Here is a 19,759-nt window from a genome sequence, read left to right as displayed (position 1 = left end):
GTCCGAATCTAGCCTCGGACCAATTCTTGACCGACCTCTCTGTGATTACATGACACGCGCGCCACCCTTGCCGGCCGTACAGCACCGTAGGGCAGCGCGCAGCGCTGAGTAATCCCAGAAATCTCAGTGTACTTCAAAGCCCCGGAACAAACCCAATCCACCCGGCTGTCAGGCCAGACGGACCGTTGCGGTGGCGCGACCGAAGATCTTCTTCCCCTCGGAACGCGCCACGATCGCGACTACTGCTGTCTTGCTTTCTTCGTCGAGCGACTTCACCTTACCGGTGTACTCGACCTGCGCGGCCTCGTCCTCACGGACGTAGACCGAGCTCGTGAAACGAACGTTGTATTCCTTGACCGCACCCGGATCGCCGAGCCAGGACGTGACGAAACCGCCGCCGAGACCCATGGTGAGCATTCCGTGCGCGATCACGTTGTCCAGACCGGCGAGCTTGACGACCTCGTCGCTCCAGTGGATCGGGTTCGGATCGCCGGACACGCCCGCGTAGTTGACGAGGTCGCCACGCGTGAGCTTCACGATGCGCTCGGGGAGTTCCTCACCCACCGAGACGTCCTCGAACTTACGAAGCGCCATGCATGATCACGTCCTTGACTGCGTGAGCGATGTTCTCGTCGACCTCGCCACCGGTACGCGCGACCAGCGTCGTCCACGTGGTCTGGACGAGTTCGTCGTACTGATCGGTGACGATGTTCTTGGTGACGATGATGTCGCTGCCACCCATCTGACGGAACGACTCCAGGTAGACGTCACAGACCAGCCGGTCGCCGACCTTGATCGGCTTGTGGAATTCGAGCCGCTGGTCGGTCTGGAGGATCTGACTCGGGTCGTAGCCGGTGACGATCTCCTTGAAGAGGCGTCCCTGAGCGATGATGCCGACGAGCGAGATGAACGTCAGAGGAGCGAGGAGACCGTCGTAGCCGAGGCCCTTGGCGGCTTCCTCGTCGTGGTGAGCGGGGTGCCAGTCCTGCACGGCACGCGCGTACTCGCGCACCTTCTCGCGTCCGACCTCGTAGAAGTCGTCGACGCGGTAGTGGTGCCCGACCATCGCCAGTGCGTGCGCGGCAGGATCAGCAGGAACAGCCGCGGGCGCGTAGGCCTCTGTCTCTGTCACAGTGTCAGTCACGCGAAAGAACCTCTTCTACCCTTGACGTCAGCGCGTGAGGGCAGCCTAGAGGACTCCCTTCGCGAACGCAGCCCTTGTCCGGACCGTGTTACTTGGACTCGCGATGTGACTGGTGAGTTCCGCAGTTCGGGCAGAACTTCTTGATCTCCAGGCGATCGGGGTCGTTACGCCGATTCTTCTTGGTGATGTAGTTGCGGTGCTTGCATACCTCGCAGGCCAAAGTGATCTTGGGCCGAACGTCAGTCGAGGAGGCCACGGGATGCCTTCTTTCGGGTGAATCTGATTACGAACAATCAGGGTGGATCATGCATATTGTGTAGCGGTGACCGGACTTGAACCGGCGACGCAACGATTATGAGTCGTTTGCTCTACCAACTGAGCTACACCGCCTCGGTGTCGAGTGTCGCGCACCAGGCGCTCCACTTCAATCCAGCGAGCCCCCTAACGGAATCGAACCGTTGACCTTTTCCTTACCATGGAAACGCTCTGCCGACTGAGCTAAGGGGGCGTGCTTCGCTCGCACATCGCTGCGCGCTGAAGCCTTGACGAGATTACACAGAAGTTCCGACCAGAAACAAATTGGCTGGTCAGCGGCTTTCGTAAGTCGCTGCACCCGACACTACGCGTCTCCGGCCCGGTCCGGGCCGGGTCGGCGGGCCCGGCACCCCGTCTCACCCACGAACGGCCCGGCCTCACCCACGAACGACAGAACCCCGGTGAGCTGTCGCTCACCGGGGTTCTGTGTGTGGCAGATGTAGGATTCGAACCTACGTAGGCATAAGCCGACGGATTTACAGTCCGCTCCCATTGGCCGCTCGGGCAATCTGCCGGGGTTGCACGAGGAGCGCGAAATCTGTGGGAAATCGCTCTCCGCTGCGGAAAGAAGAATACAACGAACGGCCCCCCGTTTTGCAAACCGGGTGGATACGGGCGGTTGCGAACCGATAGCGTCGAATCTGCTCGCCGGCATTCGGCGGGTCCCCGGCCGGGTCGCGGCGGGGAGAACTAGACGAAACCGGGAGTGTGAAGTGGCTGATTCGTCCTTCGATGTGGTGAGCAAGGTCGAGCGTCAAGAGGTGGACAACGCCCTGCATCAGGCCGGCAAGGAACTGTCGACCCGGTTCGACTTCCGGAACACGGGAGCATCGATCGAATGGTCCGGCGAGGAAACCATCACCCTGACGGCCGACACGGAGGAGCGYCTGCTCGCCGCCCTGGACGTCTTCAAGGAGAAGCTGATCCGGCGTGACATCTCTCTGAAGGCGTTCGACGCGGGCGAGCCGGCGCAGTCCGGGAAGATCTACAAGCTGTCCGGCAGCCTCGTCCAGGGCATCACCACGGAGAACGCCAAGAAGATCACCAAGAAGATCCGCGACGAGGGCCCCAAGGGCGTCAAGGCGCAGATCCAGGGTGACGAGCTGCGCGTGAGCAGCAAGAAGCGCGACGACCTGCAGGCCGTCATCTCCCTGCTGAAGGGTGAGGACTTCGGGATCGCGCTGCAGTTCGTGAACTACCGGTAGGCGCTGCGCGCCCGTGCGTGGTTGACGAGTCCCTGCATTCGTCGACCACGCACGGGCGGCGAAGCCGCCTACCTGCCTGCCATGCGCTCGAGGCGCTCGATCCGCTCGGCCATCGGCGGGTGGGTGGAGAACATCCGGCTCATCTTCTCGCCGGTGCGGAACGGGTTGGCGATCATCAGGTGCGACTGCGCGGCGAGCTGAGGCTCCGGCGGCAGAGGCGCGGCCTGCGTGCCACGCTCCAGCTTCCGTAGCGCCGACGCCAGCGCCAGAGGGTCGCCCGTGAGTTCGGCGCCCGACTGGTCGGCCTGGAACTCCCGGGACCGTGACACCGCGAGCTTGACGACGGTCGCGGCGATGGGCCCCAGCAGCGACACCAGGAGCAGCGCGATCGGGTTCGCGCCCTGTCCCCCGCCGCGGCCGCCGAACATGTTGGCGAACATGGCGAAGTTCGCGAGTCCCGACACGACGGCCGCCATCGCGCCTGCGACCGATGAGATCAGGATGTCGCGGTTGTAGACGTGCGACAGCTCGTGCCCGAGCACGGCCCGGAGCTCCCGCTCGTCGAGGATCTGCAGGATGCCGCTGGTGCAGCAGACCGCCGCGTGACGGGGGCTGCGCCCGGTGGCGAACGCGTTGGGCGCGCTGGTGGGGCTGATGTAGAGCCGCGGCATCGGCTGGTGCGCGGTGGTCGCCAGTTCCCGGACGATGCGGTAGATGACCGGTGCCTGCACCTCGGTGATCGGCTGGGCGTGCATGGCCTTGAGCGCCATCTTGTCGCTGTTGAAGAACACGTACGCGTTCATGCCGACCGCGAACACGATGGCCAGCAGCAGGATGGTCGGGTTCCGGAACAGGGCGCCGATGAACACGATCAGCGCCGACATGCCGACCAACAGAACCAGAGTCTTCGCCCCGTTTGCGTAGCGCACGTCACGCCTTCCTTGTCGTTGTCACCCGATCACGGTCGTCCGAGTTTCGAGATCTTGATCATTCAACGAAACACGGTGGCGGGACGGTTCCCGTTCGGCGAACGAGATCGGGTGAAGACGAGTCCGGGTACTGACGATACGGCTCAGCCGACGCGCTCGATCGTGTAATCGACGAGCTTCACTAGGGCGTCGTTGGCCGGGCCCTGCGGCAGTTCGGCGAGCTGGGCGCGGGCCTGGACCGCGAACTCCTCGAGCTTCGCCTTGGCGGCCGCCATGCCGGGTGAGCGTTCGAGGAGGGCGAGCGCCTCCGCGACGTCGTCGTCGTTGGTGACGGGGCCGTCGAGGAGCACGCGCAGGCGGTCGGCCTCGGGACCCTCGTCGCGCAGCGCGTACAGGACGGGCAGCGTGTGCACGCCCTCGCGCAGGTCGGTTCCGGGGGTCTTGCCGGACTGTGCCGAGACCGACGAGATGTCGATGATGTCGTCGGAGATCTGGAAGGCGGTGCCCACGGCGTCACCGAGCCGTTCGAGCCGCTTCACGTGATCGGCGTCCGCACCGGAGAACGTGCCGCCGAAGCGCCCGCACGCCGCGATCAGCGAACCGGTCTTCTCCCAGACCACCTTGAGGTAGTGCTCGACCGGATCCTGCTCGCCGCGGAGCCCGATCGTCTCGCGCATCTGGCCCGTCACGAGTTCGGCGAACGTCTCGGCGATGATGCGCACCGCCTCGGGGCCGAGGGTCGACACGAGACGCGACGCGTGGGCGAACAGGTAGTCGCCGGCGAGGATGGCGACGCTGTTGCCCCACCGCGAGTTCGCGCTGGGCGCACCGCGGCGCATCGAGGCCTCGTCCATCACGTCGTCGTGGTACAGGGTGGCGAGGTGGACCAGTTCGACGACGGTGGCCGCCGTGACCACCGACGGGTCGGAGGCCTTCGGTCCGAGCTGGGCGGTGAGCACCGTGAAGAGGGGGCGGAAACGCTTGCCTCCCGCCTTCGCGAGATGCAATGCCGCCTCCGTCAGGAAATCCTCCCCGTCGGAGAGTTCACTGACCAGCAGTTCCTCGACTTGCTTCAGTCCTTCACGGACCGTGGCGGCGAGCTGCGGGTCGCCGAGATCGATCCCGGCGACCGTAGTGCCCACTACAGCGTCGGCAGCGGTGTGTGCTGCGCCCTCGGTGCTCACGTTCTCAGTACCCATTCCTGTCGTCAGTGACGGCGCGGCTCCGCGCCGTCGGTGGCGGCTCGGCTACCACGGTAGTGAACCTAGCGGTTCCGCCGCCCGTCGGCCTCGCCGCGGTCGTGTAGCGGAGCCTGACAGGATGTAGGCGTGGTCGCAGCAGAACAGTCGCCCGCGGGATCCCCGCTTCCCACCGCCACCGACGTCCTCGTCATCGGTGCTGGTCCGGCCGGGTCCTCGGCCGCCGCCTGGGCGGCACGCGCGGGACGCGACGTGGTCCTCGCCGACGCGGCGGTGTTTCCCCGCGACAAGACGTGTGGCGACGGACTCACCCCCCGCGCTGTCGCCGAGCTCGACCATCTCGGCCTCGGCGACTGGGTGCGGTCGAAGGGCACCAATCGCGGGCTGAGGCTCAGCGGGTTCGGGCAGGAGCTCGAACTCGAGTGGCCGGGCAGGTCGTTCCCGGCCGTCGGCAGCGCCGTGGCCCGCACCGAGCTGGACGACCGGATCCGCGCGACCGCCGTCGACGCCGGCGCCGTCATGGTGCAGGGCGCCAAGGCGATCGGCGTCGAACGCGGCGGTGACCGGGTGACGGCGGTGACCCTGAAAACGTCCGACGGGACCCACACCGTCGGCTGCCGGACGCTGATCGTCGCCGACGGCGTCCGGTCGACCCTCGGCAAGCAGCTGGGTCGCGAATGGCACCGGGACACGGCGTACGGTGTGGCCGCGCGCGCCTACATCGCCACCGACCGCAGCGCCGACCCGTGGATCACGTCCCACCTCGAACTGCGGGACGCCGCCGGGACGCTGCAGTCGGGCTACGGCTGGGTGTTCCCCCTGGGCACCGGCGAGGTGAACATCGGCGTCGGCACCCTGGCCACCGCCAAACGTCCGGCCCCGGGCGCGCTACGCCCCCTCCTGGACCTGTACACGGCGCAGCGCCGCGAAGAGTGGAACTGGGACGGGGAGTTGCGGGCCGTCGCGTCGGCGTTGCTGCCGATGGGAGGTGCGGTGTCGCACATCGCAGGCCGGAACTGGGCGATCATCGGCGACGCGGCCGCGTGTGTGAATCCGCTGAACGGCGAGGGCATCGACTACGGGCTCGAAGGCGGGCGCCTCGTCGCGGAGATCCTCGACGCCGACGACCTGACCCAGCTGTGGCCGTCGATCCTGAGGGAGCGGTACGGCCGGGCGTTCTCCGTGGCCCGGCGACTCGCCGGACTCCTGACCGTGCCCCGGGTCCTGCCCGCGTCCGGCCCGGTGGCGATGCGGTCCCGCGCGCTGATGACCGTCGCGGTGCGTGTGATGGGCAACCTCGTCACCGAGGAGGACAGCGACCTCACCGCCCGCGCGTGGCGGGCATCCGGCCTGGTGTCGCAGAAGGTCGACTCGCGACCGCTGTTCGGCTGACGGTCAGCGCGTGGCGCGGTGCAGGGCGACCACGCCGCCGGTGAGGTTGCGCCACTGCACGTTCCGCCAGCCGGCCGCCTCGATGCGCAGCGCGAGTTCCTGCTGGGTGGGCCAGGCGCGGATGGACTCGGCGAGGTACACGTAGGCGTCGGGGTTGCTGCTGACGGCGCGCGCGACCCGCGGCAGCGCCTTCATCAGGTACTCCATGTAGACCGTGCGGAAGGGCCCGAACACCGGCGTCGAGAACTCGCTCACCACGAGACGCCCACCCGGTTTGGTGACCCGGGCGATCTCGCGGAGGCCGGCGTCGAAGTCGGAGACGTTGCGCAGCCCGAAGGAGATGGTGGCGGCGTCGAACACGGCGTCGGCGTAGGGCAGGTGCATCGCGTCGCCCGCGACCATCGGCACCTGGCGGCCGCTGCCTGCCTGCAGCATCCCCTTGGAGAAATCGGTGGCCACACACCAGGCGCCCGACCGTCCGAGTTCGACGGTGGACACGCCGGTCCCGGCGGCGAGGTCGAGAACCCGCTCCCCCGGCTTCAGTGCCAGGGCCGAGCGCGTCGCCTTGCGCCAACTGCGGTCCTGGCCGAACGAGAGGATCGTGTTGGTGAGGTCGTAGCGCTTCGCGACGCCGTCGAACATCGACGCGACCTCGTGCGGATCCTTTTCGAGCGACGCCCGCGAACCGTGTGTAGTTGCCACGCCCGAAACGCTACCAACCGTGCCCGGCGCCGGCGTCGGCGCCGGGCACGGTGGCGCGGCGGTCACTTCTTCGAGACGCGGACCAGCTTCTTGTTGACGAACTCGTCCATCCCCCACGGACCGAGTTCACGGCCGACGCCGGAGCGTTTGACGCCGCCGAACGGCAAACCGGGGAGCGTCGTGCCGTGCTCGTTGACGTACGCCATCCCGACGTCGAGCCGGTCGGCCACCTCGCGGGCACCGTCGAGGTCGCTGCTCCACACCGAACCGCTGAGACCGTAGGCGGAGGAGTTGGCGAGTTCGACGGCCTCGTCGGCGGTGGCTACCTTGTAGACGACGCCGACCGGCCCGAACAGTTCCTCGCTGTATGCGCGCATCTCGGGGGTCACGTCGACGAGCAGCGTCGGTTCGACGTACGAGCCGGGACCGTCGATCTTCTTCCCGCCCGCGAGGAGCGTCGCGCCCTTGGCGACGGCGTCCTCGATCTGCTCGATCAGGGAATCCGCGGCGGTCTGCGAGGACAGCGGCCCGAGGACGGTCTTGGCGTCGAGCGGATCGCCCGTCGGTGTGGCCTTGAACGACTCGGCGAGTTTCGCGACGAACTCGTCGTAGTTCGGTTCCGTCACGATGAACCGCTTCGGCGAGTTGCAGGCCTGGCCGGCGTTGGACAGGCGGGCCCGGGTCGCCGTCTTGACGGTGGCGTCCATGTCCTCGGTGTCGAGGACGACGAACACGTCGGAACCGCCGAGTTCGAGGACGACCTTCTTGAGGTTGCGGCCCGCCGTCTCGGCGACGCTGATCCCGGCCCGTTCACTGCCGGTGAGGGAGACGCCCTGGACGCGCGGATCCGCGATCATGTCGGCGATCTGCTCGTTGGTGGCGAACACGTTGACGTACGCGTCCTCCGGGAGGCCGGCCTGCCGGAAGATCTCCTCCATCAGCAGCGCCGACTGCGGACAGTTCGGGGCGTGCTTGAGCAGCACGGTGTTGCCGAGCACGAGGTTCGGTGCCGCGAAGCGCGCGACCTGGTAGTACGGGTAGTTCCACGGCATCACACCGACGAGCGCACCGATCGGCCTGCGGTAGACCACGGATTCGTCGGCGCCGGGCACGTCGAGCCGTTCCGCCTCCAGCAGTGCGGGGCCGTTGTCGGCGTAGTAGCGGTAGATCGCCGAGGAGAGTTTGACCTCGCCTTTGGCCTCCCGGACGGGCTTGCCCATCTCGAGCGCGATCATCCGCGCCAGTTCGTCCTCGCGCTCGGCGTAGAGGTCCGCGGTCCGGCCCAGAATGCGGGCTCGTTCCTCGGCGGGGGTCGTCCGCCAGCTCAGGTATCCGCTGTGGGCGCGTGCGAGCGCCGACTCCACTCCCACATCGTCCAAGGTCTCGAATTCCCGGACGGTTTCACCGGTCGCGGGATTGACAGTCTTGTACTTCGCCATACCCCGGGCAACGACAAGCCGGTCGCTCGAATTCCCCGCCGACGCCGAGCCGCCGGTCAGGCGGCTCGGGTTTCGCGAAAGCCCTGACCGCCTGCGACCGCCACATAGTGGCCCAGCAGCTCGTCGCAGATCGCGGGCCACGTGCGGTGCAGCACCGACTGCCGGGCGGCCTCCCCGAAGCGGGCCCGCATGCGACGGTCCCGCAGCGCGTCGACGGCACTCGGCAGCAGTTCGCCGAACCGGTCGACCGGCAGCAGATAGCCGTTGCGGCAGTGCGCGACCAGATCGCGGGGTCCACCGGCGTCCGGTCCGATCACCGGCACACCGCTGGAGAGCGCTTCCTGCACCGCCTGGCAGAACGTCTCGTGCTCGCCGGGATGGACGAAGACGTCCAGGCTCGCGTACGCCTCGGCGAGCTCCGCACCACCGAGTTGGCCGGTGAAGACCGCGTCGGGCATCAACCGCTGCAAGCGGCTCCGCTCGGGACCGTCGCCGACGATCACCAGCCGGACCCGCTGGTCGCCCGCCAGCGCGGCCAGCCGCTCGACGTGCTTCTCGGGTGCGAGCCTGCCCACGAAACCGACGACCAGCCGGTCGGAGCCGCCCAGCCAGGAGTCCCGCAGTCCGGTGCTGCGGCGGGACGGCGCGAATCGAGTGGTCTCCACACCGCGCGCCCAGCGGTGGACCCTCGGAATCCGCTGCTCGGCCAGGGCCTCGACCGCCGACGTGGACGGCGCGAGGGTGCGCGTGCAGCCCCGGTGGATGCGCCGCGTCCAGGCCCACGCCGCCCGGCTGGTGATGCCGAGGCCGTAGCTTTCGGCGAACCCCGCCACGTCCGTCTGGTACACCGCGACCGTGGGGACGTCGAGCCGGTGCGCCGCACCGAGCCCGCCCGCCCCGAGGAGGAACGGCGACGCCAGGTGCACGACGTCGGGGTCGAACGACCGCAGCGCGGCGGTGAGTCCGGGCTGCGGCAGACCCACCGGGAGCGAACTGACCTTGGGGACCATCACCGCGGGCACCCGGTGGACGGGCACACCGTCGTGTTCGGTCGGCGCCGGTGCCTGCGATCCGACCGTGTCCGGGGCGACGACCATCGCCTGGTGTCCGGTGCGCTGCAGATGGTCGAGAACCCGCAGCACCGAGTTGGTCACACCGTTCATGTTGGGAAGAAACGATTCCGCGACGATGGCTACTCTCACGCGCTCAGCGTGGCAGTGCTCGTGGTCACAGCAGCGAGATCGACGTGACTGTCGCGCGAAGTTCCGGGAAATTCAGGATGACACTGCCGGCGCGGACTCCGCCGAGATCTCGCGGCGCCGGAGATACCAGAGCACCGGTCCCGCGATCAGCCACGTCACCACGATCAGCGAACCGGCGGGGATCACGGCCACGCTGGCGTCGCGCCCGGACACGCGCACCAGGTCGGGGTCGCTGCGCGCGTACTCGACGTCGATCCGCTGACCCACCGTGAGGTTGGTCGGGTACAACACACCGAGTTCGGGGTTGTGCGTCACGCCGTCCGGGGTGACGAAGCTGATGGCCGACCGCAACGATCCGGCCGACAGCACCTCCGCCGTGGCCACGCCGCGGTCGGATTGAATGGTGTGGTCGTTGCGCCAGGCGGCGAGGACGAGGAGCACGGCCAGGATCGAGATGCCGATCGCCGCCACCAGCACCCCGCGCCGGACCCGCCGCGTCACCCGCGCATTCACAGTTGTGCCCGCACCGCGGCGTGCAGTTCGCGCAGCCCGGAACGTTCGGTGGTCACCTCGAGCACCCGGATTCCGCGGTCGCCGGGCGCGTCGGGCGTGCTCAGCCGCGTCGACAGCTCACCCACCCCCACCAGGTGATGCTCCACCCGGTAGGCGGCGCAGAGTGCGGCGAGATCCATCCCGTGAGGAGTGCCGAAGACCCGCTCGAACACCCCGGCGTACTGCGGATCGCCCTGTTCGAGCAATTCGAAGATGCCACCGCCGTCGTCGTTGGCGACGACGATCGTCAGGTCCCGGGGCCGCGGTTCGCCCGAGCCGATGAGCAGCCCGGACGCGTCGTGCAGGAACGTGAGGTCGCCGAGCAGGGCCACCGTGCGTCCCTCCTCGTAGGCGAGCGCCGCCCCGACGGCGGCGGACACGGTGCCGTCGATCCCGGCGATACCCCGGTTGGACAGCACCCGGACCTTCGGCGCCGGATAGCTGACCAGTGCGGCGTCCCGGACAGGGTTGGACGCGCCGAGCAGCAACTGGTCGCCGTCGGTGAGGGCGTCCATGACGGCGGCCGCCACATGGAGGCCCGTCGCCTTCGGGTGGGCGGCGAGTTGCGCGCGCACCGCCTTGTCGGTGTGTTCGGACAGCGTGCGGCACCTGTTGATCCAGGCCCGGTCGGGTTCACCGGTCACCACCGCGCGGGTTCCGGTGGCCAGCACGTTCCCGGACACGTCGGGCCAGCGGGGGCCGGTGGTGAGCGCGTAGACGGCCACCGCCGGATCGGCGAGGACCTTCGACACGGACCGGTGCAGGGTGGGGCGTCCGGTGATGACGGCCTGCCGCGGCTTGAGCTGGGGCAGCGCCATCGGATGCACCGGGATGCCGTGCAGGGGCGCGGTCGGCTCGGCGACCGTCGGAAGGCCGGCGAGTTCCGGCCGAAGCGCCGATCCGTGCCCGGAGATCACGATGGTGTCCGCGGTGATGTCGAGGTCCATCGCCACGTCGAGCGTCGCGTGCTGGGTGGTGGTCCACGCCGCCCCACCCGGCCGTCCCTGCGGGACCGGGCCCTGCGCGTGCACGTCGGGGACGAGCGGTTCCCGGAGCGGGATGTCGAAGTGCACGGGTCCGGCGTTGCCCGACCTCGTGCCGCGCGCGGCGGCGAGGACCCGGCAGACCGCCGAACGCCACTGGCTGTTCTGCGCGTCGTCCTCGGCCAGGCCGAGGCTGACGGTCGCGCGCACCTGGCTTCCGAACAGGCCGAGTTGCTCGATGGTCTGGTTGGCGCCGGTGCCGAGCATCTCGTACGGGCGGTTGGCGCTGAGCACCACGAGCGGCACCCGGGCGTAGTTGGCCTCGAGGACGGCGGGACCGAGATTGGCGACCGCGGTGCCGGACGTCATGACGATCGGAACGGGACGCTTGCCTGCCACGGCCAGGCCGAGCGCGAGGAATCCCGCGGTGCGCTCGTCGATGCGCATGTGCAGACGCAGTCGGCCCTCGAGGTCGGCGGCCTGCAGGGCGAACGCCAGCGGCGCATTCCGCGAACCCGGGCAGAGCACGACCTCGCGTACTCCCCCGCGGACCAGTTCGTCGACGACCGCGGTGGCTTGAGCAGTGGACGGGTTCACGCCATCAAGAGTGTCAGATACTCCGGCACCCCCGTCCGGCGACCTGGCCGGGTGAGTTCACGGCCACATTCCGGGCGCTGACACCATGTGGGCATGCGCACTCTCTTCGATCCCGCCGAGCTACCTCCACGCCGCATCTACCAGGTGCTGACCGCCTCGGTGGTGCCGCGACCGATCGCGTGGGTGTCCACGGTCTCGGCGGACGGGGTGGCCAACCTGGCCCCGTACAGCTTCTTCTCGGTGTCCAGCACGCAGCCGCCGGTGGTGCAGTTCACGTCCGTCACCCGCAAGGACAGCCTCCGGAACATCGAGGCGACGGGTGAGTTCGTGATCAACCTGGCGACGGAGCCCCTGGTGGCGGCCGTCAACGCCAGTTCCGCCACCTACCGCAGTGATGTCGACGAGTTCGCCGCGCTGGGCATCGAGACCGAGCCCAGCGAGCGGGTCCGGCCGGTCCGGGTCGCGGGTTCGCCGGTCGCCATCGAATGCACCCTGCACGGGGTGACCCCGGTCGGCGACTCGTTCGTGGTGATGGGCGACGTCGTCACGATCGCGGTGCGTCCCGAGGCGCTCGCCGACGACGGGCTTCCGGACTTCACCGAACTCGCCCCGCTCAGCCGCCTCGGCCGCAATGAGTGGGGTCTGCCGCCGAGGGTCGTGATGCTGGACCGCCCGCACCGCCCCGAGTGACGGATCAATTGGTTAGGCTTACCTGATAACCGCACCGCAACCGGGGGAGCTACCACCGACATGGCCCAGCGCAGCAAGTTCGTCAAACCTCAGAGTCGCCGGATCGCGTCCGCACGAGTGGTCGCAGGCAAGCAGATCAGCCCGAACTTCGTCCGCGTCACCATCGCGGGTGAGGAACTCGACTCCGTCAGCCCCATGGGCTTCGACCAGTGGTTCCGGATGTTCATCCCCCAGCAGGGTCAGAGCGCCCTGCGGCTACCGACCAGCGCGAGCAACCTCTGGTACGCCCAGTACAAGCTGATGTCCAAGGACACCCGGCCGGTAGTGCGCAACTACACGGTCCGCGAACTCCGCGTCGCAGGGTCGGGAGCGTTCGGCGACACCACCGAGATCGACATCGACTTCGCCTCGCACGGCGACCTCGGTCCCGCGTCGGCGTGGGCGAACGCGGCGGCGGCCGGTGACGAGGTGGCGATCCTCGACGAGGGCCTGATCTACAACCCGACTCCGGACGCCGAGTGGCAGCTGCTCGTCGGGGACGAGAGCGCGCTTCCCGCAATCGTCGGGATCCTGCGTTCGGCACCACAGGACCTGCGGGCCGAGGTGTTCGTCGAGATTCCCGATGCCGAAGACGCTCAGGACGTTTCGGTGGGTGACGGCGTGAACGTGCACTGGCTGGTCCGCGAGGACGCCGACGCCCGCCCGGGGGTGCTCGCACTGAACACGGTGAAGCAGGCGGAATTGCCCGCCGGGCCCTCCTACACGTTCGTCGCAGGCGAGAGCGAGCTGACGACGGCGTTGCGGCGCCACCTGGTGAACGAGCGCCGCATCCCGAAGTCGAACATTTCGTTCACCGGGTACTGGCGCTTCGGTCACGCGGCCAACTGACCACAGGTGAGTGGCAAAGAGTGCCGGGGCACGCTTTGCCACTCACCTGGGTTCTCAGTTGGCGTGCTTCTGGACGAGGGCGCCCAGACGCGGAAGTGCCTCGATCACATTCTTCTTCGCCGACGGGCGCAGCGACGAGTACACCTTCTTGACAGCGCCGCGGTCGCTGCCCTCGATGCGCYCGTCGGTCACACCGAGCAGCGAGTCCGCGACCTCGTCGCTACGCGCGACCAGGTACTCGGAGAATCCGGCCTCACCGCTGGCGGTGAACGACTGCCAGTACGGTTCGAGCTTGGTGACGAACGCCGGCAGCAGACCCTCGATGGCGTCCGGCACGATCGACGGTCCCACCTTCTTGACGGCGCCGTATCCACCCTTGAGTGCCAGTCCCGAGGCCCCCGACTTGTCCGAAACCTCCGCGTCGATGAGAGCCTGGACGTCTGCGATGACCGCAGGAACGCGCGACTCGTCGAGCAGGGTTTCGTTCAGAGCTGCAACCACTTTCAATGCCTCCGTATTGACTGAGCGATCAGGTCCGGCCAGACACTATACGAAAAACCGGACGCCGCGTTGTTCGAGCAGGCCATGGCACCGGCGCGCCCGCTCGATCCACCAGCGTGAACGCTCAGCGGACGCGGCGAGAGTCGTGACACGTTCGACGTCGGGCACCACCGCTTCGACGGTGAGTTCACCGGCGACCGGTTCGCGGGCGCGGGCCACGTCCGCCTCGAACAGTCCCCCGGTACCGAGACCGCACGCGAACTGCAATTCGGGGAGGGCCGCGGCGGCTGCGACACCGGCAGCGATGCCGACGGCGGTGTCCAGGGCGCTCGACACGACCACCGGCACACCGTGCGAGGACAACTCGTCGGCGAGCGCCAGCAGTCGCCGCATCCCGCCGAGCGGGGCGACCTTCACGACGGCCACGTCCGCGCCGCCTGCCCGCACGACCTTCAGCGGATCCTCGGCCCGCCGGATGCTCTCGTCGGCGGCCACCCGCACGTCGGGCATCCGCCTGCGGACCTCCACCAACTCGGGCACGCTCGCGCACGGCTGCTCGGCGTATTCGAGCGGACCGTCGGCGGTCAGTGCCCGCAGCGCGGCCTCGGCCTCGTCGACCGACCAGCCGCCGTTGGCGTCGACGCGCACGTTCGGGACGAGCGCGCGGACCGCCCGCACCCGCGCGACGTCGTCGTCGAGGGTCTGACCGCCTTCGGCCACTTTCACTTTCGCGGTCCGTGCACCGGGGTACCGCGCGAGCACGTCGGGCACCCGGGCGGCGTCGACGGCGGGGACGGTCGCGTTGATCGGTACCCGCGTTCGCACCGCGGGCGGCGGTCCGAGCCAGGCGTCCTCGATCGCCGACTGCAACCAGTGCGCCGCCTCGTCGTCCGCGTATTCGGGAAACGGTGCGAACTCGCCCCATCCCGCGGGACCGCGCAGCAGCAATGCTTCTCGCGTCGTGATGCCGCGGAACCGCACGCGCATGGGCAGACTCACCACGACCGCGTCGGCCAGAACCTCCCCGACGGAGGGCAGGGACGTCACGGGTCAGGGCTGCCCGGGCAGGAGCACCAGCATGAGCGCCTCGCATTCGGCGAGGAGCGTCTCACCGTGTGTCATCCGGGCGGTGATGTAAGTCTTGCGCCCGTCGACGCGGTCCACCTTGCCTTCGATGGCGAGCGTGGTGTTCAGCGGTGTGATCGCGCGGTAGTCGACGTGCAGGTACGCGGTGCGGCTGATGGGCCGGCCGTACGCGTGGACGATCATGCCCATCAGGTCGTCGAACAGCAGCGGCAGCGTGCCGCCGTGCGCGGCGCCGTTCCCCCCGAGGTGGTAGCGGCGGAACATTCCGGTGCTTCGCACCCCGTCGGGCCCGAACTTCTCGATGTTCCACGGCGGCAGAAGGAGACTCCCCCTGCCGGGCAGTTCGATCGTGCGGCCCGCCGGCGACCGCCCCTCGGGCGCGACGTGCGGCCCGAGCAGTTCGGCCAGTTTCTCCACCTGGTCCGCGGCCGCGGCGAGCACGTCGTCCGGGGCGTCCACGGACACCGCGAGGTCCTGCAGCGTGCGCATTCCGTCGACGAACCGGGCCCAGTCGGGACCGGGCGTCACCGGCTCGTACTTGGGGAACCCGCCGTGGTGCTCGTACTCGTCGTCGCCGTCGTAATCGAGACGGGTGACGTCCGCAGCCTGTTCGCTCATACCTGCACGGTAAACCCGGGCAAACTCCTGCGCGCGCGGACACCCGCCAACGGCACCCGATAACCTCGGAGCCGTGACTTTCAACCCGCAGCACTGGCGACCGGTTCCCGGTTTCGAGAACCTGACCGACATCACGTACCACCGGCATGTCACCCAGGGAATCGTCCGGGTGGCGTTCGACCGTCCCGAAGTACGCAACGCCTTCCGCCCGCACACCGTCGACGAGTTGTACCGGGCGCTCGACCACGCCCGGATGACGTCCGACGTGGGTGCCGTGCTGCTCACCGGCAACGGTCCGAGCCCCAAGGACGAAGGCTGGGCGTTCTGCTCCGGCGGCGACCAGCGCATCCGCGGGCGCAGCGGATACCAGTATGCGGAAGGCGAAACCGCGGACACCGTCGACAAGGCCCGCGCCGGACGACTCCACATCCTCGAGGTCCAGCGGCTGATCCGGTTCATGCCGAAAGTCGTCATCTGCCTCGTCAACGGCTGGGCCGCGGGCGGCGGTCACAGCCTGCACGTCGTGTGCGACCTGACGCTCGCCAGCCGCGAACACGCCCGGTTCAAGCAGACCGACGCCGACGTCGGCAGCTTCGACGGCGGCTACGGCAGCGCCTACCTCGCCAAGATGGTCGGCCAGAAGTTCGCCCGCGAAATCTTCTTCCTCGGCGAGACGTACACCGCGGAGGAAATGCATCAGATGGGCGCCGTCAACAAGGTCGTCGACCACGCCGAACTCGAGGACGTCGCGATCGACTGGGCCACCAAGATCAACGGCAAGTCCCCGCAGGCACAGCGCATGCTCAAATACGCGTTCAACCTGCAGGACGACGGCCTCGTCGGGCAGCAATTGTTCGCGGGCGAGGCAACCCGAATGGCGTACATGACCGACGAGGCGGTCGAGGGCCGCGACTCCTTCCTCGAAAAGCGCGAACCCGACTGGAAGCCGTACCCCTGGTACTTCTGACGCGACCTGTAGCTATATGTACTCGACCGACATGCGGTCGATCGTGCCGTTGAACGGGAACGGCGCCCGGTCGTAGTAGTCCAGCGACACCGGGGAACCGAGGCAGGTGCCGACGTCGAGGCAGTCGTTGGCTGTGAACAGCAACGGCACACTCACCGGCACCTGCCCCTCCCCGACGACACTGCCGTCGACGCAGAGCTTCACGTTCAGCGGGCCACCGGGCCTCGCCTCCACGAATTCCGTGACCACCTCCACCTTTCGCGTGCCCGGCGGGAGCGGCACGGTCGAACGAATCTTCGTCCGCATCAGGATGAACAGGTTGTATTCGTAACAGAGGTAGCCGTCGTCGACGAAGCACGTCAGCCCGCCCGCGTTGCTCCCCAGTGCGTACAGCACTCCGCTCGGGCTCTCCGGCGCGGTGAGGTCGAGGGTGACCCGGTTGTTCTTGTTGCCCAGACCGGGAGCGCAGAACTCGGGCATGCGGATCGTGTCGCCGGAGAACTCCCAGCTCGTGTACGGCGTCGTGATCCGCTGCTCGGGATGCAGTGCGACCACCCACAGCCCGCCACCGACGGGGAGCGCATTGTTCTTCGCCGCCTCGATCACGAACAGTTCCCGCAGTTGCGCCAACTTCTCCGGATGCTGCTCGGCGAGATCCCGGTTCTGGGTCCAGTCCTCGTCCAGGTTGTAGAGCTCCCACACGTCGTCGTCCGGACTCCAGTCGCGGATGCCGCCCGGCATACCCGCCGCCCAGGGTGCGCGCGGCCCGAACGCGGACGCCATCCAGCCGTCGTGGTAGATCGCCCGGCTGCCCATGATCTCGAAGTACTGGGTGAGCTTCCCTCCGGAGGCATCGCGGTCGACGAGAGTCTGCGCGAAGCCGGCGCCGTCGATCGGGTCCTGCGGAACACCGTTCACCGTCCGCGGCGGAGTGATCCCGACGATGTCGAACAGCGTCGGCATCACGTCGTTGCAGTGCAGGAAATGCGTACGGGGTGCCGGGTCCGGTGCCACCTTCGCCGGCCACCGGGCGACCATCGGGTTGCGGGTGCCACCGAGATGGGAGGCCAGCAGTTTCATCCCCTTGTACGGTGCGCTGCCCGCCCACGCCCAGCCCGCGTGATACATGTTGTCGGTCTTCGGCGACCCCAGGACGTCGAGGCCACCGAGCTCCTCGAGCGCTGCGATGTGCTGCGCCGGTGTGGTCGGAATGCCGTTCTGCGCCAACAGTTCACTGATCGTGCCGTTCTGGCCCTCACCGGACGAGCCGTTGTCGCCCCAGATGTACAGGACCAGGGTGTCGTCCCGGTACCCCAGGCGGTCCAGTTCGTCGAACAGCCTGCCCACCTGGACGTCACAGTGCTCGGCGTACCCGGCGGCCACCTCCATCAGCCGGCGCTGGAACGGTTTCTCGTCCTCGGGAATGTCGTCCCACGCCGCCATGGTCGGGTCGCGGTCGGTCAGCTCCGCCTCGGGGGGAATCCAGCCCTTCTCCTTCGCCCTCGCGAAGACCCGCTCCCGGTACGCGTCCCAGCCGTCGTCGAACTTCCCGGCGTACTTGTCGGCCCACGGCTTCATGATGTGGTGCGGTCCGTGCAGGCAGCCGCTGGCCCAGTACATGAAGAACGGCTTGTCCGCCTCGAACGCCTTGTGCCTGCGCAGCCAGCCGATCGCGTCGTCCGCGAGATCCTCGCTGAGGTGATAGCCCTGCTCCGGGGTCTTCGGGGGCAGCACCACCGTCGTGTTCCGCACCAGGTTCGGTTCGTACTGCGACGCCTCGCCGGCGAGGAAGCCGTAGAAGTACTCGAACCCGAGACCGGTCGGCCAGTTGTCGAACGGACCTGCTGCGGTGGTCTCCTCGGCGGGAGTGTTGTGCCATTTCCCGAATGCGGCGGTGCTGTAGCCGTACTGGCGCAGCACCTCGGCCCCCGTCGCGCTCGACCGCGGGATGTGGCCGGAGTAGCCGTCCCAGTCGTTGGCCAGCTCCGCGATCTGCCCGTTCCCGACGCGGTGATGGTTGCGCCCGGTCAGCAGCGACGCACGGGTCGGTGAACACATTGCGGTCGTATGGAATCGGTTGTAGCCGACACCGTCCTGCAGCATCGCGTCGAGTGTCGGGGTGTTCACCTCACCTCCGAGCCCGCTCGGCAGGCCCGGCCCGGCGTCGTCGATGAGGACGATCAGAATGTTCGGGGCGTCGTCGTGGAGGCGCCGCTCCTTGGGACTCGGGCTGTACACCGACTCCTGCATGGTCCGGCCCGCGATGCTTCCCGACGGCGTCGGCGGGAACGGTAACGACTCGCCACCCGGTATCGGCTTCCCTGTCACGCTCGAACTCATGGCCCAATCCCCTCGTCGTCCACAGCCGTCAATCCAGTCCAGCACCGGGCGAGCGCGTGGGAGTAGACCCTCGGAGGGTGAATTACGCGCCCGGATTCGCCGCGTCGGCAGGAGAGGGGGCGCGGCGTGCCCGATTCGGGCACACTGACCCACATGAGCATCGACCGCGAGCTCCCCGCGCCGGAACATCGCCGTCCGCCCGGAGTGAGTGACGACACCGTCGCCGCGCTCGGGAAGCTGTCCGAGGCCCTCGAAACAGTCGAACGCGCCCGCGGCCACCTCTACTCGTTCCATCAGCTGATCGGCCACGCCGATCTCCAGCTCGGTGAGGCCGTCGACGCACTGCGGGACGCGGGTCACACCGACGTCGCGGACCGGGTGCAGTCCGAGCTCGTCGGCCGAAACGTCGTCGAGGGCCGGTGGACATTCCAGATCGTCGAGGAGTTCGACGACCAGTACTGGTCGCCGCTGCGCGAGCACGAACGTGGCGCACGTCACGAACTCGCGGACGGACGGCGGCACCTGTTCGAGGCAGAGATGAAGGAAGATCGACGCACACACGGCCGGACGGGACACGAAGCCCGCCCCGGCGAAGGAGGGTGACGGGTGGAAATCCTCAGCAGCAGGACGATTCTGCGGCCGCGCGACTACGCGACGACGCTGAGCTTCTACCGCGACATCCTCGGGCTGGCCACCGCCCGCGAATACCCGGGGGGCACCGTGTTCTTCGCCGGTCAGGGCCTGATCGAGGTTGCCGCGCACGGCGGAACGGGTGAGTCGACGTCCTTCGACGGCGCCCTCTGGCTGCAGGTTCGTGACCTCACCGCGGTCCAGACCGAGCTGGTCCTCGCGGGGGTGAAGATCGACCGGGAGGCCCGACAGGAACCGTGGGGGCTGTTCGAGATGTGGATCGCGGACCCCGACGGCATCCCGATCGTGCTGGTGCAGGTTCCGGAGGATCACCCCATCCGCCGCGACACCCGCCCGAAGAGTCAGAACTGACGAAAGGC

The 19,759-nt window shown here is 68.3% G+C and carries 21 protein-coding genes and 3 tRNA genes; 7 read left to right on the top strand and 17 right to left on the bottom strand.

From position 1 onward, the window contains the following. Positions 1–168: 168 nt before the first annotated feature. From hadB to AC1DWT_RS07395, 6 genes are all read right to left on the bottom strand, one after another. A complete protein-coding gene (gene hadB / locus AC1DWT_RS07420) occupies positions 169–594 on the bottom strand; it encodes a (3R)-hydroxyacyl-ACP dehydratase subunit HadB (protein WP_005252091.1) in 426 nt (141 codons plus the stop codon). Further along, on the bottom strand, positions 581–1,144 hold the full coding sequence (hadA, locus tag AC1DWT_RS07415; protein ID WP_072940017.1) for a (3R)-hydroxyacyl-ACP dehydratase subunit HadA: 564 nt from the start codon (positions 1,142–1,144) through the stop codon (positions 581–583). The genes hadB and hadA overlap by 14 nt, the downstream gene beginning before the upstream one ends. A gap of 88 nt (positions 1,145–1,232) precedes the next feature. Then, positions 1,233–1,400: a 50S ribosomal protein L33 gene (gene rpmG / locus AC1DWT_RS07410; RefSeq protein ID WP_005252089.1), complete on the bottom strand. Its 168-nt coding sequence runs from the start codon at positions 1,398–1,400 to the stop codon at positions 1,233–1,235. A 61-nt stretch (positions 1,401–1,461) separates the two neighbouring features. After that, a tRNA-Met gene (locus AC1DWT_RS07405) sits at positions 1,462–1,534 on the bottom strand. A 45-nt stretch (positions 1,535–1,579) separates the two neighbouring features. Then, a tRNA-Thr gene (locus AC1DWT_RS07400) sits at positions 1,580–1,652 on the bottom strand. A gap of 238 nt (positions 1,653–1,890) precedes the next feature. Further along, positions 1,891–1,973 (bottom strand) — tRNA-Tyr (locus AC1DWT_RS07395). A gap of 199 nt (positions 1,974–2,172) precedes the next feature. On the opposite strand from AC1DWT_RS07395, the gene AC1DWT_RS07390 reads away from it, so the two are divergent. Beyond that, complete coding sequence (locus tag AC1DWT_RS07390; RefSeq protein WP_007298080.1) at positions 2,173–2,664, top strand: YajQ family cyclic di-GMP-binding protein; 492 nt, start codon at positions 2,173–2,175, stop codon at positions 2,662–2,664. A 68-nt stretch (positions 2,665–2,732) separates the two neighbouring features. On the opposite strand, the gene htpX is transcribed toward AC1DWT_RS07390, so the two are convergent. Next, entirely contained in the window at positions 2,733–3,593 is an 861-nt protein-coding gene (htpX, locus tag AC1DWT_RS07385; protein WP_072940014.1) for a zinc metalloprotease HtpX, read from the bottom strand. A gap of 143 nt (positions 3,594–3,736) precedes the next feature. After that, positions 3,737–4,792, bottom strand: coding sequence for a polyprenyl synthetase family protein (locus AC1DWT_RS07380; RefSeq protein WP_378441928.1), 1,056 nt, complete (start codon positions 4,790–4,792; stop codon positions 3,737–3,739). A 129-nt stretch (positions 4,793–4,921) separates the two neighbouring features. Here AC1DWT_RS07380 and AC1DWT_RS07375 point away from each other — a divergent pair, with 129 nt between their 5' ends. After that, positions 4,922–6,184: a geranylgeranyl reductase family protein gene (locus AC1DWT_RS07375; RefSeq protein WP_072940008.1), complete on the top strand. Its 1,263-nt coding sequence runs from the start codon at positions 4,922–4,924 to the stop codon at positions 6,182–6,184. 3 nt (positions 6,185–6,187) lie between these two features. Here AC1DWT_RS07375 and AC1DWT_RS07370 read toward each other — a convergent pair whose 3' ends face one another. From AC1DWT_RS07370 to menD, 5 genes are all read right to left on the bottom strand, one after another. Further along, entirely contained in the window at positions 6,188–6,886 is a 699-nt protein-coding gene (locus tag AC1DWT_RS07370; protein WP_072940005.1) for a demethylmenaquinone methyltransferase, read from the bottom strand. A gap of 62 nt (positions 6,887–6,948) precedes the next feature. Then, positions 6,949–8,325, bottom strand: coding sequence for an NAD-dependent succinate-semialdehyde dehydrogenase (locus AC1DWT_RS07365; protein WP_072940002.1), 1,377 nt, complete (start codon positions 8,323–8,325; stop codon positions 6,949–6,951). A 56-nt stretch (positions 8,326–8,381) separates the two neighbouring features. After that, positions 8,382–9,527, bottom strand: a complete 1,146-nt coding sequence (locus tag AC1DWT_RS07360; RefSeq protein WP_206013061.1) for a glycosyltransferase family 4 protein — start codon at positions 9,525–9,527, stop codon at positions 8,382–8,384. A 72-nt stretch (positions 9,528–9,599) separates the two neighbouring features. Then, on the bottom strand, positions 9,600–10,040 hold the full coding sequence (locus AC1DWT_RS07355) for a DUF3592 domain-containing protein (protein ID WP_072939998.1): 441 nt from the start codon (positions 10,038–10,040) through the stop codon (positions 9,600–9,602). Further along, the gene (menD, locus tag AC1DWT_RS07350) at positions 10,037–11,659 is read right to left on the bottom strand and encodes a 2-succinyl-5-enolpyruvyl-6-hydroxy-3-cyclohexene-1-carboxylic-acid synthase (protein WP_477920090.1); all 1,623 of its coding nucleotides are present in this window, start codon (positions 11,657–11,659) and stop codon (positions 10,037–10,039) included. Before menD ends, AC1DWT_RS07355 begins: the two co-directional genes overlap by 4 nt. 93 nt (positions 11,660–11,752) lie before the next feature. Here menD and AC1DWT_RS07345 point away from each other — a divergent pair, with 93 nt between their 5' ends. Further along, positions 11,753–12,349, top strand: coding sequence for a flavin reductase family protein (locus tag AC1DWT_RS07345; RefSeq protein ID WP_378685230.1), 597 nt, complete (start codon positions 11,753–11,755; stop codon positions 12,347–12,349). A gap of 60 nt (positions 12,350–12,409) precedes the next feature. Then, a complete protein-coding gene (locus AC1DWT_RS07340; RefSeq protein ID WP_095862573.1) occupies positions 12,410–13,237 on the top strand; it encodes a siderophore-interacting protein in 828 nt (275 codons plus the stop codon). A 54-nt stretch (positions 13,238–13,291) separates the two neighbouring features. Here the strand turns inward: AC1DWT_RS07340 and AC1DWT_RS07335 are convergent, their stop codons facing one another. From AC1DWT_RS07335 to AC1DWT_RS07325, 3 genes are read right to left on the bottom strand one after another with little or no spacing between them, the layout of a single operon-like run. Continuing rightward, a complete protein-coding gene (locus AC1DWT_RS07335) occupies positions 13,292–13,738 on the bottom strand; it encodes a DUF6918 family protein (RefSeq protein ID WP_477920089.1) in 447 nt (148 codons plus the stop codon). A gap of 45 nt (positions 13,739–13,783) precedes the next feature. Further along, positions 13,784–14,785, bottom strand: a complete 1,002-nt coding sequence (locus AC1DWT_RS07330; protein ID WP_387491058.1) for an o-succinylbenzoate synthase — start codon at positions 14,783–14,785, stop codon at positions 13,784–13,786. Positions 14,786–14,788: 3 nt separating this feature from the next. Beyond that, positions 14,789–15,442, bottom strand: coding sequence for a PaaI family thioesterase (locus AC1DWT_RS07325; protein ID WP_072939983.1), 654 nt, complete (start codon positions 15,440–15,442; stop codon positions 14,789–14,791). Between the two features lie 73 nt (positions 15,443–15,515). On the opposite strand from AC1DWT_RS07325, the gene AC1DWT_RS07320 reads away from it, so the two are divergent. Beyond that, entirely contained in the window at positions 15,516–16,409 is an 894-nt protein-coding gene (locus tag AC1DWT_RS07320) for a 1,4-dihydroxy-2-naphthoyl-CoA synthase (protein ID WP_072939980.1), read from the top strand. A 12-nt stretch (positions 16,410–16,421) separates the two neighbouring features. Here AC1DWT_RS07320 and AC1DWT_RS07315 read toward each other — a convergent pair whose 3' ends face one another. Beyond that, a complete protein-coding gene (locus AC1DWT_RS07315) occupies positions 16,422–18,749 on the bottom strand; it encodes an arylsulfatase (RefSeq protein ID WP_477920087.1) in 2,328 nt (775 codons plus the stop codon). A 153-nt stretch (positions 18,750–18,902) separates the two neighbouring features. On the opposite strand from AC1DWT_RS07315, the gene AC1DWT_RS07310 reads away from it, so the two are divergent. Both AC1DWT_RS07310 and AC1DWT_RS07305 read left to right on the top strand, forming a co-directional pair. Beyond that, complete coding sequence (locus tag AC1DWT_RS07310) at positions 18,903–19,352, top strand: hypothetical protein (RefSeq protein ID WP_072940431.1); 450 nt, start codon at positions 18,903–18,905, stop codon at positions 19,350–19,352. 3 nt (positions 19,353–19,355) lie between these two features. After that, on the top strand, positions 19,356–19,751 hold the full coding sequence (locus AC1DWT_RS07305; protein ID WP_072939974.1) for a VOC family protein: 396 nt from the start codon (positions 19,356–19,358) through the stop codon (positions 19,749–19,751). The last annotated feature ends 8 nt before the right edge of the window (positions 19,752–19,759 follow it).

It is taken from the genome of Rhodococcus sp. P4_B6 (assembly GCF_056402215.1).
Note: the sequence above shows the minus strand (reverse complement) of the source record. Positions and strands in the feature narration are given on the sequence as shown.

What these genes read in the sequence shown, in the direction of transcription:
- AC1DWT_RS07365 (WP_072940002.1), bottom strand. Translation starts at nt 8,325, where the DNA reads ATGGCGAAGTACAAGACTGTCAATCCCGCGACCGGTGAAACCGTCCGG.
- AC1DWT_RS07315 (WP_477920087.1), bottom strand. Translation starts at nt 18,749, where the DNA reads ATGAGTTCGAGCGTGACAGGGAAGCCGATACCGGGTGGCGAGTCGTTA.
- AC1DWT_RS07310 (WP_072940431.1), top strand. Translation starts at nt 18,903, where the DNA reads ATGAGCATCGACCGCGAGCTCCCCGCGCCGGAACATCGCCGTCCGCCC.
- hadB (WP_005252091.1), bottom strand. Translation starts at nt 594, where the DNA reads ATGGCGCTTCGTAAGTTCGAGGACGTCTCGGTGGGTGAGGAACTCCCC.
- AC1DWT_RS07325 (WP_072939983.1), bottom strand. Translation starts at nt 15,442, where the DNA reads ATGAGCGAACAGGCTGCGGACGTCACCCGTCTCGATTACGACGGCGAC.
- AC1DWT_RS07380 (WP_378441928.1), bottom strand. Translation starts at nt 4,792, where the DNA reads ATGGGTACTGAGAACGTGAGCACCGAGGGCGCAGCACACACCGCTGCC.
- AC1DWT_RS07340 (WP_095862573.1), top strand. Translation starts at nt 12,410, where the DNA reads ATGGCCCAGCGCAGCAAGTTCGTCAAACCTCAGAGTCGCCGGATCGCG.
- AC1DWT_RS07345 (WP_378685230.1), top strand. Translation starts at nt 11,753, where the DNA reads ATGCGCACTCTCTTCGATCCCGCCGAGCTACCTCCACGCCGCATCTAC.